At 57.0% G+C, this 17,387-nt stretch carries 22 protein-coding genes; 15 read left to right on the forward strand and 7 right to left on the reverse strand.

The features are described 5' to 3' along the window. Nucleotides 1-43: 43 nt before the first annotated feature. The 4 genes from GOX66_RS09265 (at nt 44) to GOX66_RS09280 (ending at nt 2,924) form a co-directional block, all read left to right on the forward strand. The gene (locus GOX66_RS09265; protein ID WP_170761850.1) at nt 44-1,237 is read left to right on the forward strand and encodes a Hint domain-containing protein; all 1,194 of its coding nucleotides are present in this window, start codon (nt 44-46) and stop codon (nt 1,235-1,237) included. A 119-nt stretch (nt 1,238-1,356) separates the two neighbouring features. After that, complete coding sequence (gene rpmB / locus GOX66_RS09270) at nt 1,357-1,644, forward strand: 50S ribosomal protein L28 (RefSeq protein WP_039532366.1); 288 nt, start codon at nt 1,357-1,359, stop codon at nt 1,642-1,644. A gap of 410 nt (nt 1,645-2,054) precedes the next feature. After that, nucleotides 2,055-2,405, forward strand: coding sequence for a hypothetical protein (locus GOX66_RS09275; protein ID WP_170761852.1), 351 nt, complete (start codon nt 2,055-2,057; stop codon nt 2,403-2,405). Between the two features lie 45 nt (nt 2,406-2,450). After that, the gene (locus tag GOX66_RS09280) at nt 2,451-2,924 is read left to right on the forward strand and encodes a copper chaperone PCu(A)C (RefSeq protein ID WP_170761854.1); all 474 of its coding nucleotides are present in this window, start codon (nt 2,451-2,453) and stop codon (nt 2,922-2,924) included. Between the two features lie 88 nt (nt 2,925-3,012). On the opposite strand, the gene GOX66_RS09285 is transcribed toward GOX66_RS09280, so the two are convergent. Together GOX66_RS09285 and GOX66_RS09290 are read right to left on the reverse strand one after the other, a co-directional pair. Beyond that, nucleotides 3,013-3,621 carry an HdeD family acid-resistance protein gene (locus tag GOX66_RS09285; protein WP_170761857.1) on the reverse strand — a complete coding sequence of 203 codons (609 nt, stop codon included), beginning with the start codon at nt 3,619-3,621 and terminating at the stop codon, nt 3,013-3,015. Nucleotides 3,622-3,690: 69 nt separating this feature from the next. Continuing rightward, nucleotides 3,691-4,386: an NAD-dependent deacylase gene (locus tag GOX66_RS09290; RefSeq protein ID WP_170761859.1), complete on the reverse strand. Its 696-nt coding sequence runs from the start codon at nt 4,384-4,386 to the stop codon at nt 3,691-3,693. A 28-nt stretch (nt 4,387-4,414) separates the two neighbouring features. Between GOX66_RS09290 and GOX66_RS09295 the strand changes: the two genes are divergently transcribed. Then, nucleotides 4,415-4,858 carry a low molecular weight protein-tyrosine-phosphatase gene (locus GOX66_RS09295; RefSeq protein ID WP_170762030.1) on the forward strand — a complete coding sequence of 148 codons (444 nt, stop codon included), beginning with the start codon at nt 4,415-4,417 and terminating at the stop codon, nt 4,856-4,858. On the opposite strand, the gene GOX66_RS09300 is transcribed toward GOX66_RS09295, so the two are convergent. Beyond that, nucleotides 4,855-5,796, reverse strand: coding sequence for a LysR family transcriptional regulator (locus tag GOX66_RS09300; RefSeq protein WP_170761861.1), 942 nt, complete (start codon nt 5,794-5,796; stop codon nt 4,855-4,857). The two genes, GOX66_RS09295 and GOX66_RS09300, sit on opposite strands and share 4 nt — an antisense overlap. Nucleotides 5,797-5,862: 66 nt before the next feature. Then, nucleotides 5,863-6,174 (reverse strand): hypothetical protein, encoded by a 312-nt coding sequence (locus tag GOX66_RS09305; protein ID WP_170761863.1) that lies wholly within the window; start codon nt 6,172-6,174, stop codon nt 5,863-5,865. 271 nt (nt 6,175-6,445) lie between these two features. Between GOX66_RS09305 and GOX66_RS09310 the strand changes: the two genes are divergently transcribed. The 7 genes from GOX66_RS09310 to GOX66_RS09340 all read left to right on the forward strand — a co-directional run bounded on the left by GOX66_RS09310 (nt 6,446) and on the right by GOX66_RS09340 (nt 12,451). Continuing rightward, entirely contained in the window at nt 6,446-6,976 is a 531-nt protein-coding gene (locus GOX66_RS09310; protein WP_170761865.1) for a hypothetical protein, read from the forward strand. A 118-nt stretch (nt 6,977-7,094) separates the two neighbouring features. Beyond that, nucleotides 7,095-8,894, forward strand: coding sequence for a translation elongation factor 4 (gene lepA / locus GOX66_RS09315; RefSeq protein ID WP_170761867.1), 1,800 nt, complete (start codon nt 7,095-7,097; stop codon nt 8,892-8,894). Between the two features lie 1,113 nt (nt 8,895-10,007). Next, nucleotides 10,008-10,250, forward strand: coding sequence for a hypothetical protein (locus GOX66_RS09320; protein ID WP_170761869.1), 243 nt, complete (start codon nt 10,008-10,010; stop codon nt 10,248-10,250). Nucleotides 10,251-10,444: 194 nt separating this feature from the next. Then, a complete protein-coding gene (locus tag GOX66_RS09325; RefSeq protein WP_170761871.1) occupies nt 10,445-10,624 on the forward strand; it encodes a CTP synthetase in 180 nt (59 codons plus the stop codon). A 206-nt stretch (nt 10,625-10,830) separates the two neighbouring features. After that, nucleotides 10,831-11,316, forward strand: a complete 486-nt coding sequence (locus GOX66_RS09330) for a hypothetical protein (protein WP_170761873.1) — start codon at nt 10,831-10,833, stop codon at nt 11,314-11,316. A 141-nt stretch (nt 11,317-11,457) separates the two neighbouring features. Next, complete coding sequence (locus GOX66_RS09335; RefSeq protein ID WP_170761875.1) at nt 11,458-11,811, forward strand: hypothetical protein; 354 nt, start codon at nt 11,458-11,460, stop codon at nt 11,809-11,811. Nucleotides 11,812-12,001: 190 nt separating this feature from the next. Then, entirely contained in the window at nt 12,002-12,451 is a 450-nt protein-coding gene (locus GOX66_RS09340) for a hypothetical protein (protein ID WP_170761892.1), read from the forward strand. Between the two features lie 89 nt (nt 12,452-12,540). Here GOX66_RS09340 and GOX66_RS09345 read toward each other — a convergent pair whose 3' ends face one another. The 3 genes from GOX66_RS09345 to GOX66_RS09355 all read right to left on the reverse strand — a co-directional run bounded on the left by GOX66_RS09345 (nt 12,541) and on the right by GOX66_RS09355 (nt 14,553). Then, nucleotides 12,541-12,747: a hypothetical protein gene (locus GOX66_RS09345; protein ID WP_170761894.1), complete on the reverse strand. Its 207-nt coding sequence runs from the start codon at nt 12,745-12,747 to the stop codon at nt 12,541-12,543. An 856-nt stretch (nt 12,748-13,603) separates the two neighbouring features. Continuing rightward, nucleotides 13,604-13,741, reverse strand: a complete 138-nt coding sequence (locus GOX66_RS09350; RefSeq protein ID WP_170761896.1) for an entericidin A/B family lipoprotein — start codon at nt 13,739-13,741, stop codon at nt 13,604-13,606. A 470-nt stretch (nt 13,742-14,211) separates the two neighbouring features. After that, nucleotides 14,212-14,553 carry an ArsR/SmtB family transcription factor gene (locus GOX66_RS09355; protein ID WP_170761898.1) on the reverse strand — a complete coding sequence of 114 codons (342 nt, stop codon included), beginning with the start codon at nt 14,551-14,553 and terminating at the stop codon, nt 14,212-14,214. Between the two features lie 337 nt (nt 14,554-14,890). Between GOX66_RS09355 and GOX66_RS09360 the strand changes: the two genes are divergently transcribed. The 3 genes from GOX66_RS09360 to GOX66_RS09370 all read left to right on the forward strand — a co-directional run bounded on the left by GOX66_RS09360 (nt 14,891) and on the right by GOX66_RS09370 (nt 17,348). Further along, nucleotides 14,891-15,523 carry an ATP-dependent Clp protease proteolytic subunit gene (locus GOX66_RS09360; RefSeq protein WP_170761900.1) on the forward strand — a complete coding sequence of 211 codons (633 nt, stop codon included), beginning with the start codon at nt 14,891-14,893 and terminating at the stop codon, nt 15,521-15,523. A 133-nt stretch (nt 15,524-15,656) separates the two neighbouring features. Beyond that, nucleotides 15,657-16,922, forward strand: coding sequence for an ATP-dependent Clp protease ATP-binding subunit ClpX (gene clpX, locus GOX66_RS09365; RefSeq protein ID WP_170332602.1), 1,266 nt, complete (start codon nt 15,657-15,659; stop codon nt 16,920-16,922). Nucleotides 16,923-16,985: 63 nt separating this feature from the next. Then, the gene (locus GOX66_RS09370; RefSeq protein ID WP_170761902.1) at nt 16,986-17,348 is read left to right on the forward strand and encodes a RidA family protein; all 363 of its coding nucleotides are present in this window, start codon (nt 16,986-16,988) and stop codon (nt 17,346-17,348) included. Nucleotides 17,349-17,387 lie beyond the last annotated feature (39 nt).

The raw sequence follows: 17,387 nt of genomic DNA on the forward strand, positions 1-17,387 counted from the left end.
TCGGGTGTCTGGCAGTTGGCAGGATGCTCGGGAACCGTCTGAAATGCCCAACATAAACGGCACCAACGGTGACGACGATATTGATGTCACCAATAACAACGGGACCCTGAACGGGACACCGCAGGGGACACCGATCGATAACGTCCGGGGGCAGGGCGGCGATGATACGATTGACATCACCAACAGCACGGTTTCCGGTGTCGTGCTTGGTAATGGCGGCAGCGATACGATCACCATCACCAACAGCACAGTTGGTGGTCGTGTGGGTGGCGGGTCCGGTGAGGACACGGTCAACGTCAGCGGGTCGTCCGTCAATACAATTCGGCTGGGCAACGCCGACGATGTACTCAATTTCAGCAGCACCACTGTCTCAGGTGATTTACGCGGTGGCAGTGGAACAGATACACTGAACCTGCCGGTGGGCACGGTAATCAATGACAGCAGCTTTGGAACAATCACGGTCCAGGACGGTGTCAGCTATACCCTGTCCAATGGCACTTTCACACTGCCATCCGGGACAACGGTTACGTATCGGGGCTTTGAAAACGGCTCTGGCGTGCCTTGTTTCACCCGCGATACGCGAATCCGGGCAGAAAATGGGCTGGTTCCGATCCAGAACTTGCGTACCGGCGATTTGATCCACACGCTGGGTCACGGACTTCAACCGATCCGCTGGATTGGTCGCCGCCTCTTTGAAGTGGCTGCGCTGCGGGCCAACCACCGTCTGTGGCCAGTGCGAATCCTTTCCGGTGCACTGGGTGAAGGGTTGCCTCGTCGCGACCTGTTGGTTTCCCGCCAACACCGGATGCTGGTGCAATCCAGAATCGCCGAGCGCATGTTCGGCGCGTCCGAGGTGCTGATCCCAGCGATCAAGCTGACTGCGCTCCCCGGGATTTTCGTCGACGAGACTGTGCCCGAGATCGAGTACTTTCACCTGCTGTTCGACCGACACCAGGTGATTTTTGCCGAACACGCACCGACCGAAAGCCTGTTCACGGGACCCGAGGCGCTGAAGACGCTCGGCGCCGCGGCCCGGCGTGAGATATTTGAAATCTTCCCGGAAATGGCGGACGCACAGCATGTAGCCGATCCCGTCCGGTTCATTCCGCGTGGGCCGCAACAGGCCCGTCTGGTGACCCGGCATCTGAAAAACAACAAACCCCTGCTGCAAAGCAAGGTGATAGGTTCAATTATGGAATTCGAGGCACGCACAAAGATTTCGCGCCACGTGTCTTGACCCTTCCAGCGATTCCCACTACACGCATCCAACCAGTTTTCGGGCGCGACTTCGGGTTGCGCCCCTTGTGATTTGGCCGCAGGCGGTATGCCCGGCCTCCAGAAACAAAGGAAGAAACCATGTCGCGCCGTTGCGAACTGACCGGAAAAGGCCCGATGACTGGCAACAATGTCAGCCACGCCAAAAACAGAACACGTCGTCGTTTTCTGCCGAACCTGAACGACGTCACCCTGCAGTCGGAAACCCTGGGTCGTGGCGTCAAGCTACGTATCTCGGCTGCTGCGCTGCGTTCGGTTGACCACCGCGGTGGTCTGGACGCGTTCCTGGCTAAAGCCAAGGATGAAGAGCTGTCCGCCAACGCACTGAAAGTGAAAAAGGAAATCGCCAAGGCCCAAGCCTCGGCCTAAGCCTAATTCCTTGCAATGAATTTGGCCCTGTACCCCATGGTGCAGGGCCTTTTCTTTGGCCAGCAAGCTGGTTGTCCCCAAAATGGAATTAAATTTGTACACTGGGTGACATTGTTCACATACACTGCGCGCGCCTCGTTTTATGTTCAAGCATATTCATCTGGCGGAGTTAGCTCTCATGTCTTTTAAGTCCTACGATTTTTTCTCCTTGTTGACTGCCTTTTTCGGCAAAACCCTTGGGGCATGCGTTCGGATGCAACGTCAGGTGAACCGGCTGCATACGAGCCTGACCAAGGGGTCTGTTAAACGTCCGGAACTGGACCGCTGACACTAAAATCCTGACCCGGGGTTTCAAGCGTATCCGATTGCGCTTGAAGCCCGCTTTGTCCCCGGCCTATATCGGGGGCGGAATGAAGCCCTTTCTGAACAGAATTCTGCCATTAGCGCTTTCACTGCTTGTTATCCTGACAGGGCAGGGAGTAGCGGCGTCTCGCGGCGTGGACAGCGTTGTGGGTCAGATGGTGCTGTGCACCGGTACCGGGCCGGTGGTTGTCTATATGGATTCTGAGGGCCAACCGGCTCAGGCCCCACATTTCTGTCCTGATTATGCATTGAGTTTGTTGGGGGCTGTTTCTGTGGTGGCGCCCGTGGTGCCCCTCGCACCAAAAATCGACCTGCCGTCCCCCATGCGTAAAGCGGACAACCTGATTGCTCTGCCGGTCCCAAGCAGGCCGGCACGCGCGCCGCCGGTTTCGGTCTGAAATCTTTTTGCAATTTTATCAGACACCTAAATACGGAGAGGCGTTATGTTCCTCAAAACCAAACTGCTTGTGACATTAGCAGCAGCAACCCTTGCCACTTCTGCTTTCGCGCAAGACCCGATCACCGTTGACGATGCCTATGCACGGTCCGCAGGCAATTCAGCCAAGGCTGGCGCGGCCTTTATGATGATCCAAAACACCGGCGAGGCCGATGACCGGTTGGTCGGCGTGGAATCTGATGTCGCTGCGCGCGTCGAACTGCACACCCATCTGATCGATGAAAACGGCGTTGCCAAAATGACTCATGTCGAGGAAGGTTTTGTCATTCCCGCCGGTGAGACCCACATGCTGAAGCGTGGTGGCGACCACGTCATGTTCATGGGCCTGACAGCGCCTTTCGAGCAGGGTTCGAAGGTTCCCGTTACTTTGATTTTCGAGAAGGCGGGTGAAGTCGAGATCGAGATTCCGGTTGATCTTGAGCGTCAGGACGCCGGTGGTCACGGATCGCATTCGAACTGAGGCAACACCTGTCTTCGGGCCGCTTTGCGGCCGTCATCCATGCGTCAGGCCGGGCTTCGCCTGGCCTGTTGTCATTGCGCGGGACGGATCAGCGGTTGACCACCCGCATCGCTACGCGGTCATGGGCGCGCTTAAATCGTGCAGCCAGCCAGAACATCACAACAGCAAAGGCCAGCGCACCGAATGCAATTGCCCAACCCAAAGCTACCATTCCACTGCCCGGCCAGAACAACAGCACCAGACCGATCACCAATGCCAAGAAACCCGAATTGCGCACGGTGGCGGCGTTAGGGTTTTGATCCGGCATCTGGCGCCACGCCATCAGCGATCCAATCCCGACGATCAGCGCCCATGCGCCCAGCAGGAAAAAGGTCAGCCGCGCCACGCCCTCGGGCCAGATCAGCAACACCAGTCCGATCAGCAGGGCACCGATGCCGACACCTCCGATCAGTCCACGCCGCCCGAAACCCAGCAGGGTCAGGCCGCCGTCAAAGATAAGCAACAGGCCAACCAGTCGCAGCAACAACGAGATGCTGCCCGTTGGCCAGAACAGCGCCGCGATCCCAAGCGCCCCGGCCAGTACGCCCCTCAGCAGGAATGTCCACCATAGATCGGCGAGCTGATCGCCTAGCACGTCGCGGCCGTCCAGGCTGCCGTCATCAAGGATTTCTCCGCGTGGGGTCCGAGGCTCTGTCATGGGGCCCTCCTGGCTTGTTGCACCTTCACTATAAACGAAAAATTTGGCCGGAGTCTGCGGCTTCCAACGTCAGCGCTGCGCCAACAGACCGTCCACCCAACGCGGGACAGTTTCTGTCGCAGGCCCCAGGATGACTTGGTCAAAACTGGACGCGCCCGTTGAAGGGTCAAGGTTCAGTTCAACTGTCCGCGCGCCCGACAGGCTGGCCTCATGCACAAAGGCAGCGGCCGGGTAGACCTGACCCGAGGTGCCTATGGCGGCGAAGATCGAGGCCTCGGACAGATGGTCGTAAATCGTATTCATGTGATAGGGCATCTCGCCGAACCAGACCACGTCGGGGCGGGCGCTAGGTGCGGCGCAGGCAGGGCAACGCTCACCAACGGCCATCTCCGGCGGCGAGGTCCAGCGGTGACCGCAGGCCGCGCAGAGCGCCCCGGACAGAGCGCCGTGCATGTGAATCACGCTGTCCGCCCCGCCGTCCTCATGCAGGCTGTCCACATTCTGTGTGACAATCACAACCTCGCCGGACCAGTCCCGCTGCAATCGGGCCAAAGCCTCATGCGCTGCATTGGGTTGTGCCTTTGCTGCTTTCACCCGGCGGGCGTTGTAGAACCCCTGTACCAGCGCAGGATCGCGGGCGAACCCCTCGGGTGTGGCGACGTCTTCGATCCGGTGTTGCGCCCACAGACCGCCTTCGTCGCGGAATGTGCTAAGCCCGCTTTCGGCGGAAATCCCGGCCCCGGTCAAAATGACGATCTTTTCCATCTTTGCCCCACGCGTTACACATCGGTTCATGACCCACCGTATCCTCTTTGTCTGTCTGGGCAATATCTGCCGTTCCCCCGCCGCCGAGGGCGTCTTTCGCGCCCGGGCGCCCCAATACACCACCGACAGTGCCGGGACTTCGGGCTGGCATATCGGCGACGCACCTTACGGACCCATGCAAAAAGCAGCGCGGGCGCGGGGAATAGACCTGGGCGATCTGCGTGCAAGGCAGTTCGTGGCCGCAGATTTTGACAGGTTCGATCTGATCATCGGAATGGATGCAAACAACATCGCTGATATCGAGAACCTTCGCCCATACGGTAACGACACTCCGGTCCGCCTGTTAACCGATTTCGCACCCCATGTCGGAGCGGATCAAGTGCCCGATCCGTATTACACGCGTGATTTCGACGGTGCGCTGGACCTGATTGAATCCGCTGTCGAGGGCCTCGATGCCCACCTGAAGGGTTAACTCATCACCTTCAGCCGATCTTTCAGCCACGGCAGTTGCGTCAGCGCGGGGTCGACAATCTGGCTGCGCATCAATCGGCGGATCATATCCGCGACCTCTTGCGGGACCTGATCAGACCAGTCGGTACGGGTAAACAGAGATATCGTCCGTGAGAATTCTCCGAACGGGGCAGGATGCGCCAGTAAACCGTCATGGAACCGCGCCGCCCGCATATAACCCAGCGGCGTGGTTATGGCCCAGCCCAAACCGCGCGCGACCATCGCCATCAGCGCCAGATGCGAGCCGATCTCGAACCGTTCCTCGAATTCCATCTGCTGCCGTGCCAGATGGCTTTCAATCTGACGGCTGATCAGCTGCTCGCGGGCATAGCGGAGAAAGGGCAGGTCCTGCAGTGCGTTTTCCGCGCCTTTGGGAGTAACCAGAATGAACGGGTCCTGCACCAGAGGGTATTCGACCACCCCTTCAAACACTTCCCCGCTATGGGCCGAGATCACCAGATGCAGGCGTTGCGCCTCAAGTTCCGCGAACAGATCCAGGCTGGGCAGAGTGATCAGTTTGAAATTCGACCGGGTCAGGTTATCAGCCAGCAAAGTTGCCAGTCGCGGCGTCAGGTCGTTGTCGAAATCGTCAATCAGCCCGATGGACAAGGTGGTCAGATGCCCCAGATCCATGACCGTAAGCTCGCTTTGGGCCATCTGCAGTTCGGCCAGAACCGCCTCGGTTCGCGCCTGAAAGCTGCGCCCGGCCTGCGTCAGCCGCATTGGGCGCCGCCCATGGTCTACCAACTCGGTGCCCAGGGCGTTTTCCAGATTGCGCAGCTGCTGAGACACCGATGGCTGGCTGAGTCCGGTGATTTCGGCGGCTTGCGCCACCGATCCCGTACGCGCCAGAGCCTCGAACACTTCGAGCCCGCGCAGGGTCAGCCCTTTCATAACCATTAGACACACCTTTCTCTGCGCCTTTTCTGAGGGCCGTCGGGATTCAGGTCAAGGATTGAGATTGGGTTAGCTGCAGATCGCCTGCGCCATTTGGCCAAAAGCCTGATACCGATCCCACAGCGCATCATCGCGCGCCGTCTGTGACATCTTCAACTCTTGCGCCTGATGGGGATTGGTAAACCATTTCGCGACGGTTTTCTGATCGCTGCGCGTCAAAGCTTGGTTGGCGACACGTTGAATGCAGCTGCATCGCGTCCGCGTTGCTGCCGTCCGGTCAGATGCCAGACATGCCCGTTTTATCTGTGCTGCGTCTACAGCTTGCGGCGCCATTGCCGAAATCGACGTGACACAAAATGCGATTAAGAGGAACTGTTTCATGCTCGAGCCTCGTTTTTGCCTGCCCGGAGGGATCTGACGTCCCTCTCGTTCTGCGCGTGAGTATGAATCAAACTGGATTCGGGATCAATCATGCGTTGAGAAAACGTGATGTTTTATGTCAGATATGCGGCTTTCTCCCGATCATAGCGGTAACACCAGTTAAACAGTTACCGAATGCAACACAAACGTGTTGGTAGATTCCAGTCCCAATTGATTGTTGGTTCACACGAGGTAGAGTACGATAAAACTCATTTAGAAAGCGGAAGAGATTATGACCATTAGGATGATTGGAGCATTCTTCTTCGCGACAATTGCCCTGTTGGTTTGTCAACTGGAAGATGCCGTCGCGAAAAATCGGTCTGACGAGTTGAAGAGGCCGATTAGAGTGCTCGTTTCGGGAATAACTGACCAACTGATCCAAGAAGTCAGGGCAACAGACACCGATGAAAGAATAGATTTCAGCTACCCTTCTAGCAAGTTATCAGACTTTGATATGCTCGTAATTCTAGTCGATGAATATCAAGACGCGTTTGATGTCGATTTGCTCACGCAGATGGGATTGGGCAGCGAAACACTTCCGAGTAACGGTGAGCATCCGTTCATTGTCGTCCTTTCAGTCGAGTTCGAAGGCGATGAAACACCGTTTCCAGTCTATGTGATTGATCGTCGCCAATTTTATGCAAGGGATACCATGTGCCACAGCCCGTTCCTGAGCGACCTCATTTTGAAGCCGGATTGGAAAAGTACAATAAACAGAGAAGCGGACTACAAGGTGGCTTCGGACTGCGAACCTATTTCATAACTATCGCGTGGTTTTTTTTGACGGAGAAATTATTTACCGCTTCTGATCGTTGAGCGGTCACTTTTGAACTGCGAACCCACCTTGACCAACCCACGATTCCTCTACATATCCCCAACCCATGACAGACCTCGCTCATATCCGCAATTTCTCCATCGTCGCGCATATCGACCATGGCAAATCCACCCTTGCTGACCGGCTCATCCAAGAGACCGGAACGGTCAAGGATCGCGACATGAAGGAACAGCTGCTCGACAGCATGGATATCGAGCGGGAACGCGGCATCACCATCAAGGCCAACACCGTCCGCATCGACTACACCGCTGACAATGGCGAGGCATACGTGCTGAACCTGATCGACACCCCCGGCCACGTGGACTTTGCCTATGAGGTCAGCCGGTCCATGCGCGCGGTCGAAGGCTCTCTGCTGGTCGTCGACTCCACCCAAGGCGTTGAAGCGCAGACGCTGGCGAACGTCTATCAGGCCATCGACGCCGATCATGAGATCGTGCCGGTGCTCAACAAGATCGACCTGCCCGCGTCCGATTGTGACCGTGTGGCCGAACAGATCGAGGACGTGATCGGCATCGACGCGACCGACGCCATTCAGGTCAGCGCCAAGACGGGGCAGGGCATCCACGAAACGTTAGAGGCCATCGTGCAGCAACTGCCCGCACCGCAGGGCAATCTGGACGCGCCGCTCAAGGCGATGCTGGTGGATTCGTGGTACGACGCCTATCTGGGCGTCATCGTGCTGGTCCGCATCATGGACGGCACGCTGAAAAAGGGCATGCGGGTCAAGTTCATGTCGAACAACACCCTGCACCATGTCGACCGCGTCGGCGTCTTCCGCCCTGAGATGGAGATGGTGGACTCGCTTGGCCCCGGTGAAATCGGCTTCCTGACGGCCTCGATCAAACAGGTCCGCGACACCCGCGTCGGTGACACGATCACCAATGACCGCAACGGCACCGAAGAGGCGCTGACAGGTTTCAAACCCGCGCAACCGGTGGTGTTCTGCGGCCTCTTCCCCGTCGACAGTTCCGAATTCGAAGACCTGCGCGATGCGATCGACAAACTGGCGCTCAACGACGCCAGTTTCAGCTTTGAAATGGAAACCTCGGCAGCTCTTGGCTTTGGCTTCCGCTGCGGCTTCCTCGGCCTTCTGCACCTTGAGGTCATCCGCGACCGCATCGAACGCGAATACGATATCGAGCTCATCACCACCGCGCCGTCGGTGATCTATCACGTCTACATGAAAGACGGCGAGATGATCGAGCTGCACAACCCCGCCGACATGCCCGACCCGTCCAAGGTCGATCATATCGAGGAACCGCGCATCAAGGCGACCATTCTGGTGCCCGACGAATACCTCGGCGACGTGCTGAAACTCTGTCAGGACCGCCGCGGCATCCAGATGGACCTGACCTATGCGGGCAGCCGCGCCATGGTCGTTTATGACCTGCCGCTGAACGAGGTCGTCTTCGACTTCTACGACCGTCTGAAATCGGTGACCAAGGGCTATGCCTCGTTCGACTATCAGATGACCGGGTACCGCGAGGATAATCTGGTCAAAATGTCGGTGCTGGTGAATGACGAGCCGGTGGATGCGCTGTCGACCATGGTTCACCGCGACCGGGCCGAGATGCGGGGCCGGGCGATGTGCGAAAAGCTCAAGGACCTGATCCCGCGCCACATGTTCAAAATCCCGATCCAGGCCGCTATCGGAGGCAAAGTCATCGCCCGCGAGACCCTCTCGGCGCTGCGCAAGGACGTGACCGCGAAGTGCTACGGAGGCGACGCCACGCGAAAACGCAAACTGCTGGACAAGCAGAAGGCCGGTAAGAAAAAGATGCGCCAGTTCGGGAAGGTGGATATCCCGCAGGAGGCGTTTATTTCAGCGTTGAAGATGGACAGCTAAGGCTGTCAATCTGATGTGGCGGTGGGCGAATGTGGTTGGTGCAGCCAGCTGCGTGCCCACTCGGTGGGGGGAGAGCGACCGAAGCCGCTCAACCCACTACTTTTCATTCCGAACGCCTTTGAATGGCTTTTTGTCGGATGTTTTGACATCCATGAAGCGGCCAGTTGATGTGTCGCGCTTCACGTAGTGGCCTGACGGGGTTTTAGTTTGGGAACGGCCTCTGACCATTCCTTTCCTGCGACCATCACCTGAGGGTGGGTTGGTAGCCATCTGAGCCTCCTTACCTTGTGTGGCAGTTGGGCACGCAGTAGGCACAACCATCCGATTTAGGATATTGTCGCTTCGCAGCTGCAACTGCGCTTTGGCAGTTCGGGTGCTGCCCAAGTGGTGCGCGGTTCGCATACTCAGGTGGAAACGGGCACGAATGGTCATCAATATGGACTTCGTGGAACCCGTCTGGCTGTTGATTTCTATTTACGTAGTAGCTGGGCATTAATCAGCCTCCAATGCAGTTGCAATGAAGGCCGCTTGACTCATTCAGTATGAGTTGATTCACTCATATTGCACACCGAACAACCGCCGCGACCTTCGTATGAGGTAGCGGAACCGGAGTGAAGCGCTGCCTTGGCCTGCTACGCCTTGGCAGCGCGTCTGATTCCGGCTGTCACGTTGATACTGCGATAGGGGTAAGGTGCTGTCAAGCATCCACAAGATATAGTTCACCTATCTACATCTTGTCGGTTGTTAGCATTTACTCCTAAATATTAGCCCCTGTCAACAACTATTGTGCTTAATTCTGTGGATAACTTGAGGAGAGAGGGGCATCTCTACGCAAATTTCGGGCCTGAACTTACCAACCCACCCGCCCAGCGGCATCGCTGGGTCGCGTCATGCTGAAAGCATGCCTCCGGCATGACCCGCCCCGTCAAACCGTAGGTTTGCCTCCGGCAAAACGGGCGGCGCGTTTGCTCTCAGGGCTCCACACGTACGAATGCGAAACTGTCCCGCCGTCAGCCATCCCTCGCCGATCCGCCGCGTCGGGTGCTGACGCCCTCCGGGCCTGACCCGTTTCATGGTATTCTCATCACACCCAAAAAACGGGAGGATGAATCGATGAAACATCTGACTCTGGCCGCTGCCGTCTGCCTGTTCGCCGCGTCCGCCTTTGCCGGGCAATGCCCCACCGACATTGCCGCCATCGATACCGCTCTGGCTGCGGGCCCCGACCTGTCTGACGAACAGATCGCACAGGTCGAGGCATGGCGCGACGAAGGTGCCGCGCTGCACGATGCAGGTGATCATGACGCGTCGGTTGCAACTCTGGCCCAGGCCAAAGAACTGCTTGGCCTGAACTGACACCATATTGCTGGATCCGGTTTGGTAATGGGGTGGCGCGTTTGCGCCTTCCTTCGGGGCGGCGTTGCCCTCAGTTCTGCTGATCAAACGTCAAAACTTGGCTTGAGATCTCCACACATTCTGACCCAGATCAAGGACCACTTCCGGCTTTGGTTCTAGTCTCCGCGGAAACAGACTGGTGAAATGAGGCCCTCATGTTGACCCTGATGCTGATCCTTCACATCTTTCTTGGTTCCACCCTTGCGGGGACCGCAGTGATTGCGGTTTTATCAATGGGTTACACGTCAGCGACGGCCATTGTTCTTGCCGCTGCCGCAGGCTTTGTCGCGGCGTTCCCGGTCTCATATCTGGTGGCCCGCAAGCTCGAAAGCTGAACCCCACCACGAAGCAGTGAATTGAATAACGAGTGATGGATTCCTAACCCATCACTCGATCCAACCGACCGGCGGTACTGCCGGGCGGCGCGTTTTGGACTCATCATATCGGAATATGTTATGAACCCGCGGGGGATCGCGTTCGGGTAATTCTGGCGCTTGTCCAGACGCCTGCAACGCCCGGACCTCAGAAAAGAGAGGGTATTATGCACAAATTCTTTCAGACAACCGCCGTCGCAGTCTTTTCCATCGGCCTGTCCGCCACCTTTGTCCATGCTGAAACCTATGATGCAACAGGCAAGGGCATGGGGGTGAATGCGAACGAGGTCTATGGTATCGCGGACGGCCAGGCCGTGGTGAAGACGCAGACCGATTATGACAGTTTCGAGGTCGCCTCGGGCCATCCGCTGGAAGGCGCGAGCGGGGCATGTTTTGGTGCGGTTCTGATTAACGGGGCAGGGGTCTCGGGCACCGGCAACTGCGTGTTCGATACATCGTCCGGCGACAAGGCGGTGATGAGCTGGGTCGCCACCGGCCTTGGTGCGGATGGTGCGCTGACGGGGGACTGGACCGTGTCCGGCGGTACCGGAGGCTGGGCCAGCGCAACGGGGGGCGGAACCTTTTCGTCGCTCACCGACCCGGACACCAAGAAATTCGTAAATACGATTGCGGGCAGCATCACCATCGAATGATTGCGGCCTGAACTATGAGAGCGGCGCTCGGATCCGGATCGGTTCCGAGCGCCCGTCAATCGTGCGGCCAGATTTCGGAAAACCTGCGAACGGTGATACACTCCCTTCATTGCAAACAATAATTTCGAAGGGGGAAGTGCAATGGACCCGCATTTGCGTTCCGAACTCTCAATGGGTCGTCTGGACCATTACTATGACGTCATGCGCACAACGATCTTTTCTTATGTGGCCATTGCCGCGATCATCGGATTCGGTCCCGAGGGTATTTCTCTGGTTCTGATCGTTCTGGTCATCTCTACCGCCGCCTATGGCATTCTGGCGGGTAAAACCGGGCTTGAGGATGTTGAGAACCTGCGGGACGATATGGATGAGGAATTTGCGCAGACCAATTTCGCCAGAGGGCTCAAGACCCGCAATATGAAGGGGTTGATCCTGACGTCCAATATTCTGCTCGGCCTGATCGGATTGGCGGAGCTCATCGCGATTTTTGCTTAAATATCTGGTGGTAGGATGGGTCTTCTGGCCCGTCCCGCGCCTTGAAATGCCTGTCACCTAACGCCCACCTAAATCCTTCATGAAGTTTCCCTTAGGTAAGTTGTAATCGGCTCACCTCCGCCCAATCTGTATGCCACAGCAAGGATGTTCGTTTTTGAACGCTAAATGGTCGCATTCAGGAGGAGAGCCCATGACCAGATACATGACTGTCGGAGCAGCCGCTTTGGCCACGACCCTCACCCTTGGAACCGCCGCACTGGCCGAAACAACGCCGGACCTGCGCGGCACGTGGGTAGGGTCTTACACGACTGTTTCACCCAGCCACTTCCACAGGGGCGAGGATCCCCGGTTCAATCAGGCCGAATGGATGCTGGATGTCCAGATGCAAGAGGAAAATGTCTTTTGGGGGCCCAGCAAATGGCGCAGGGAAGGCGACACTGACTGGAATGAATACGAGGCCACCGGAACCATCAGTCTCGATGGCTCGGGCGTGATCGGCATTGTTGAAACCGCCCCGCTGGTGATCGGCGCGAACGCGTTGATAGATGCCCGGTATGAAGACGGAAAGATCTATGCGGATTTCCGTAGCCTGCGTAATGGAACGACCTACAGCACCGTTCTGGAACGTCAGGTGAACTGAAGTGTTTCCGGCCCGGCCGGCTGTAGGGGGTACTGGCTGCAACGTGTTGCAGCGCGTAATAGGTAATCCCGACCGGGTCGGAACGCTTCTCAGAAAAGGAACCAACATCTCCTCAGGAAGGAGATGGGCCGGGCGGCCAATTCACCGCCTTCGACCTGATCCAGACCCCTGCGGGCCGGAACGCGGTGTTCCCCGGCACCGGACATCTGGATCTCGTGGACCTTCAGCGCGACCTCGAGCGCGGTGATGAAAACGCCGTCCGGCCTTGGTTCCTTTTCTCGAATATTCCAAATCATCGACAGGAAATGGCATCGTAAAGGGCGAAACGTCTTGGCGATTCCCCGTTTTCGCGATTCGAGAGATTCGGCGTGGCAGGTTGTGAGAGCAGCGTTGTTCCTGCGTATGCGCCCTTTGCACCCGCAGAAACGCCAAGTAAACGGACGTTTTGGCATTGTCCGGACTTTTCCACCCTCAAACCAACACAGTGCCGCGATTTCTGGAGTTATCCACATAACTCTCCCGGCGGATATCAACATTTTATCCCCGTCTAATTTTCATGCTGCAGTGCTATTTTCTTGCCGGTTTATACCGCCGGTGTAACAGTCTGATCACCGCAAGGGTTCTTAGGAACCTGAGTGGGACGCACAGGCCAAGGGGGTCGGGGCGATTGACATAGGTCTTAGGATTTGTGTTCAACCGCAAAGACTTACCGGTGGATGGCTGGCTGAAACGGGCCTCGGTTCCGGATCGGTTGGTCAGACTCTCAGAAGGCCAGAGCGTGCTGTGAGGGACCTTCGGGCCCCACGCGGCAGCTGCGGTCCTTTAGGGGGCCGGAGCAACTGGATCAGTACGTCCTCTGGTCGTGCTGGCCCGGCAAGGCGTCAGGAGTATCCGCAAGGATGCATGCATAGACCGCGTCTGCGCACCTGACGCCTTTTCCTTTTTTTTGCCCAACCCAGGGTACATACAGGCTGCCACTCACCCCCCTTTTAAACGGGAACGGGGTTCTTGTGCGTGCACAGGAACCCCGTAGTCGTGTCAGAAATGCAATGCCGCGTCTATGCACCTGTGCCCACATATTACCGTGGATGCGCGCGGGCATCAACTACATGTTGAGTGTAGTTGTTTCATTGCCGCAATATTCAGGTGTAGTTAGAGGTTTTCTTGAACGTCCGATGCTGCGTCCTGAATAGCATCACCCGCATTTTCGATGTCTTTCCCGGCGCCTTTTGCGGTTTCGCAAGCGGTGAGGGTAAACAGGGCCAGTCCTATCAGAATTGCGCGGATCATCGGTGTCTCCATTTGTAAAAGTCACCTGTTGCCTAGCAGTTTTCCTCAAGGGGAACCAGAGATTTGAGGCACTTCCGAACCCACTTAAAGCGGCCGGTGATTTTGTGCCCTTCGCAAATATCGCCGCGCTTTCCAGGGGCTTGATCGGCGAGCCGGCCGCTGCCTGATTGACTAGCAGCGCGTCAATCAGATGGAGCCGATGACCTGGATGCAACTGAAACCGCCAACGTCAGTGCAAGCGCTGGTCCAATTTCATAGCGCTTATGGTTTCCGGCCCGACCCGTAGACCTGGCCCTGTTTCAAAGGGCTGCCAGCACGACAAACTATTTCCAGATCATCAGTGTGGGCATGATAGTAACCATCATGCCGGTACGACGGTCCTGTTGGGAGAAGTCATGACCGCGACGTGGTTGAGCAACAGCATAAGAGCTACCCAAGCAGAACATAAGGAACCGTGAAGGATGAGTATGTCAGCTTGCTTCATCGCTGCAGAATAGCTCGTAAACCACTTCGAGCATGCGGCGCGGGCGGTCATCGGCCAGACGATAATAAATCGCTTTGCCTTCGCGGCGGGGCGTCACCAGGCCTTCCAGACGCAAACGGGACAGTTGCTGAGAAACAGCAGCCTGACGGGCAGACAACAATTCTTCCAGTTCGGTTACCGACTTTTCACCGGAAACAAGGTGGCACAGGATCATCAGCCGCCCTTCGTGGCTGATGGCCTTCAGGAAATTCGATGCACGTGTCGCATTTCCAACCATTTTGTCGAATTGCTCGGGGGACATATCTTGCGAAAGCTGGGGGAGGGCCATCGTTCTTTTCCTTGCTAGCCCGGAGCCGGGCGGGTGCTTCTTGAGCGGGTTCATTACAGAGAGCCGCATAGGTATATAATTTGATCATGTAACGCCATATGCATGAATCAAAATAGCGTGATGAGAAAAGAGATGTGTGATGAACTGGGCCCAATTGAACCTTTTGGGCGCAAATCGCCGGATACCGGTCGGCGACCACATGGCGCTGCGCGTCAAAGCGCACTTGCGTAACGCGAAGTACTCGGCCCCCCTTGCAGCCCCCCTGTGGCGACACTAAGACTCGGGTAACGTTTCTTCGGGTAATGTCCCGATCCATCGCAAAGCAGGCAGGTTTCCCATGTTCGATCCCGTTGATACCTATATGAATACACTTGTCCCCATGGTCGTCGAACAGACCAGTCGGGGCGAGCGGGCATACGATATTTTCTCGCGCCTTTTGAAAGAGCGGATCATTTTCATCAACGGTCCGATCCATGATGGAATGAGCCATCTTGTGGTTGCACAGCTGCTGCACCTGGAAGCGGAAAACCCAAACAAGGAAATCTCGATCTACATCAACTCGCCCGGCGGCGTCGTGACCAGCGGTTTGTCGATTTACGATACAATGCAGTATATCAAGCCGAAATGTTCGACTTTGGTTATCGGTCAGGCAGCCTCGATGGGGTCGGTTTTGCTGGCCGGTGGCGAGAATGGGATGCGCTTTTCGCTACCTAACAGCCGGATCATGGTGCACCAGCCCAGCGGCGGATATCAGGGTCAGGCCAGCGACATCATGATTCACGCGGCCGAGACGCAAAAACTGAAGGATCGACTGTATGACATTTATGTGCGTCATACCGGTCAGACCAAAAAGTCGGTTGAAAAGGCACTGGACCGTGACAATTTCATGAGCCCGGAAGAGGCGAAGGATTGGGGTCACATCGACGAAATCGTTGAAAACCGTGCCAAAATGGACGACGACGAGGCCTGATTTTTAGCCCCCGCGTCAAGGGCGCGGGGCGCATTTTGAGATTGTAGCCGCTTCGGTGCTGGCCTAAGCTGCACCAACAGACGGCAAGCGCGGTTCGGAGCGGACCGTAGGAACGAAGCCCGAAAGGTAGAACATGGCGACGAATTCAGGCGGTGACGGCAAGAACACGCTCTACTGCAGCTTCTGCGGCAAGAGCCAGCATGAGGTGCGCAAGCTGATTGCCGGCCCGACCGTGTTCATCTGCGACGAGTGCGTCGAACTGTGTATGGACATCATCCGAGAAGAGACGAAAGCCAGCGGCCTGAAGTCCTCGGACGGTGTGCCCACGCCAAAGGACATTTGCGAGGTTCTGGACGATTATGTGATCGGTCAGGCCACCGCCAAGCGGGTTTTGTCGGTCGCTGTTCACAACCACTACAAACGTCTGAACCACGCGCAGAAAGCGGGCAGCGATATTGAGCTGGCCAAGTCGAACATCCTGCTAATCGGTCCGACTGGTTGCGGAAAAACCTTGCTGGCGCAAACGCTGGCACGGATTCTGGACGTGCCGTTCACGATGGCCGATGCGACCACGCTGACTGAAGCGGGGTATGTGGGTGAGGATGTTGAGAACATCATTCTCAAGCTGTTGCAGGCCAGCGAGTACAACGTCGAACGCGCGCAGCGCGGCATCGTCTATATCGACGAGGTCGACAAGATCACGCGCAAATCCGAGAACCCGTCGATCACCCGTGATGTCTCGGGTGAGGGCGTGCAGCAGGCGCTGCTGAAACTGATGGAAGGCACAGTTGCCAGCGTTCCGCCACAAGGTGGCCGCAAGCACCCACAGCAGGAGTTCCTGCAGGTCGATACTACTAATATCCTGTTCATTTGTGGCGGTGCGTTTGCTGGTCTGGACAAGATTATTGCACAGCGCGGTAAGGGCTCTGCGATGGGCTTTGGTGCCGACGTGCGCGACAATGATGAGCGCGGCGTGGGAGAGATATTTAAGGATCTCGAACCCGAAGACCTGTTGAAATTCGGCCTGATTCCGGAATTCGTCGGTCGCCTGCCGGTTTTGGCGACGCTGGAAGATCTCGACGAAGACGCGCTGGTCACCATCCTGACCAAGCCAAAGAATGCTCTGGTCAAGCAATACCAGCGCCTGTTCGAACTGGAAGATGCCGAACTGGCCTTTACCGACGACGCGCTGAAGGCGATTGCCAAGAAAGCCATCGAGCGAAAGACTGGCGCGCGCGGGTTGCGTTCGATCCTTGAGGACATCCTGCTGGATACCATGTTCGAACTTCCGGGCATGAAAAACGTGACCGAAGTGGTGGTGAACGAAGAGGCGGTGTCGTCCGACAAACAGCCGTTGATCATCTACGCGGATGCGGCAGAGTCGGCCTCGGCCGGGTAAGACCAAAACGATTTAGCAGATACGGCGCGGCATCCACCGCGCCGTTTTCTTGTGAAGGGAAGCATGGCGTTCAAACGTATCTCATTGGGCGGAGAATTCGAGGCAAAGATCGGATATTGCCGCGCCGTTGTTGCCGGGGGCTGGGTTCACGTTGCGGGCACAGTTGGACAGGGTGACGATGTCACCGAACAATGCCGTACAGCGTTGGGCACGATTGAAAAGGCTCTGGCCGAGGCCGGGGCCAGCTTTGCCGATGTTGTGCGCGTGACATACATGCTGCCGGACCGGAACGAGTTTGAACCCTGCTGGCCTATTCTGCGTGAGGCATTCGGTGCCAACCCTCCGGTGACGACAATGATCGAATGTGGTTTGATCGATCCGAAATTCCGGATCGAGATAGAAGTGACGGCTTATCTGCCGGAATAGAGGGTGCGGTCCTTGTGACACTGGACCTTGGCGTGCCTT

The sequence above is a fragment of the Ruegeria lacuscaerulensis genome (genome assembly GCF_013031245.1).
Classification (GTDB): domain Bacteria; phylum Pseudomonadota; class Alphaproteobacteria; order Rhodobacterales; family Rhodobacteraceae; genus Ruegeria; species Ruegeria lacuscaerulensis_C.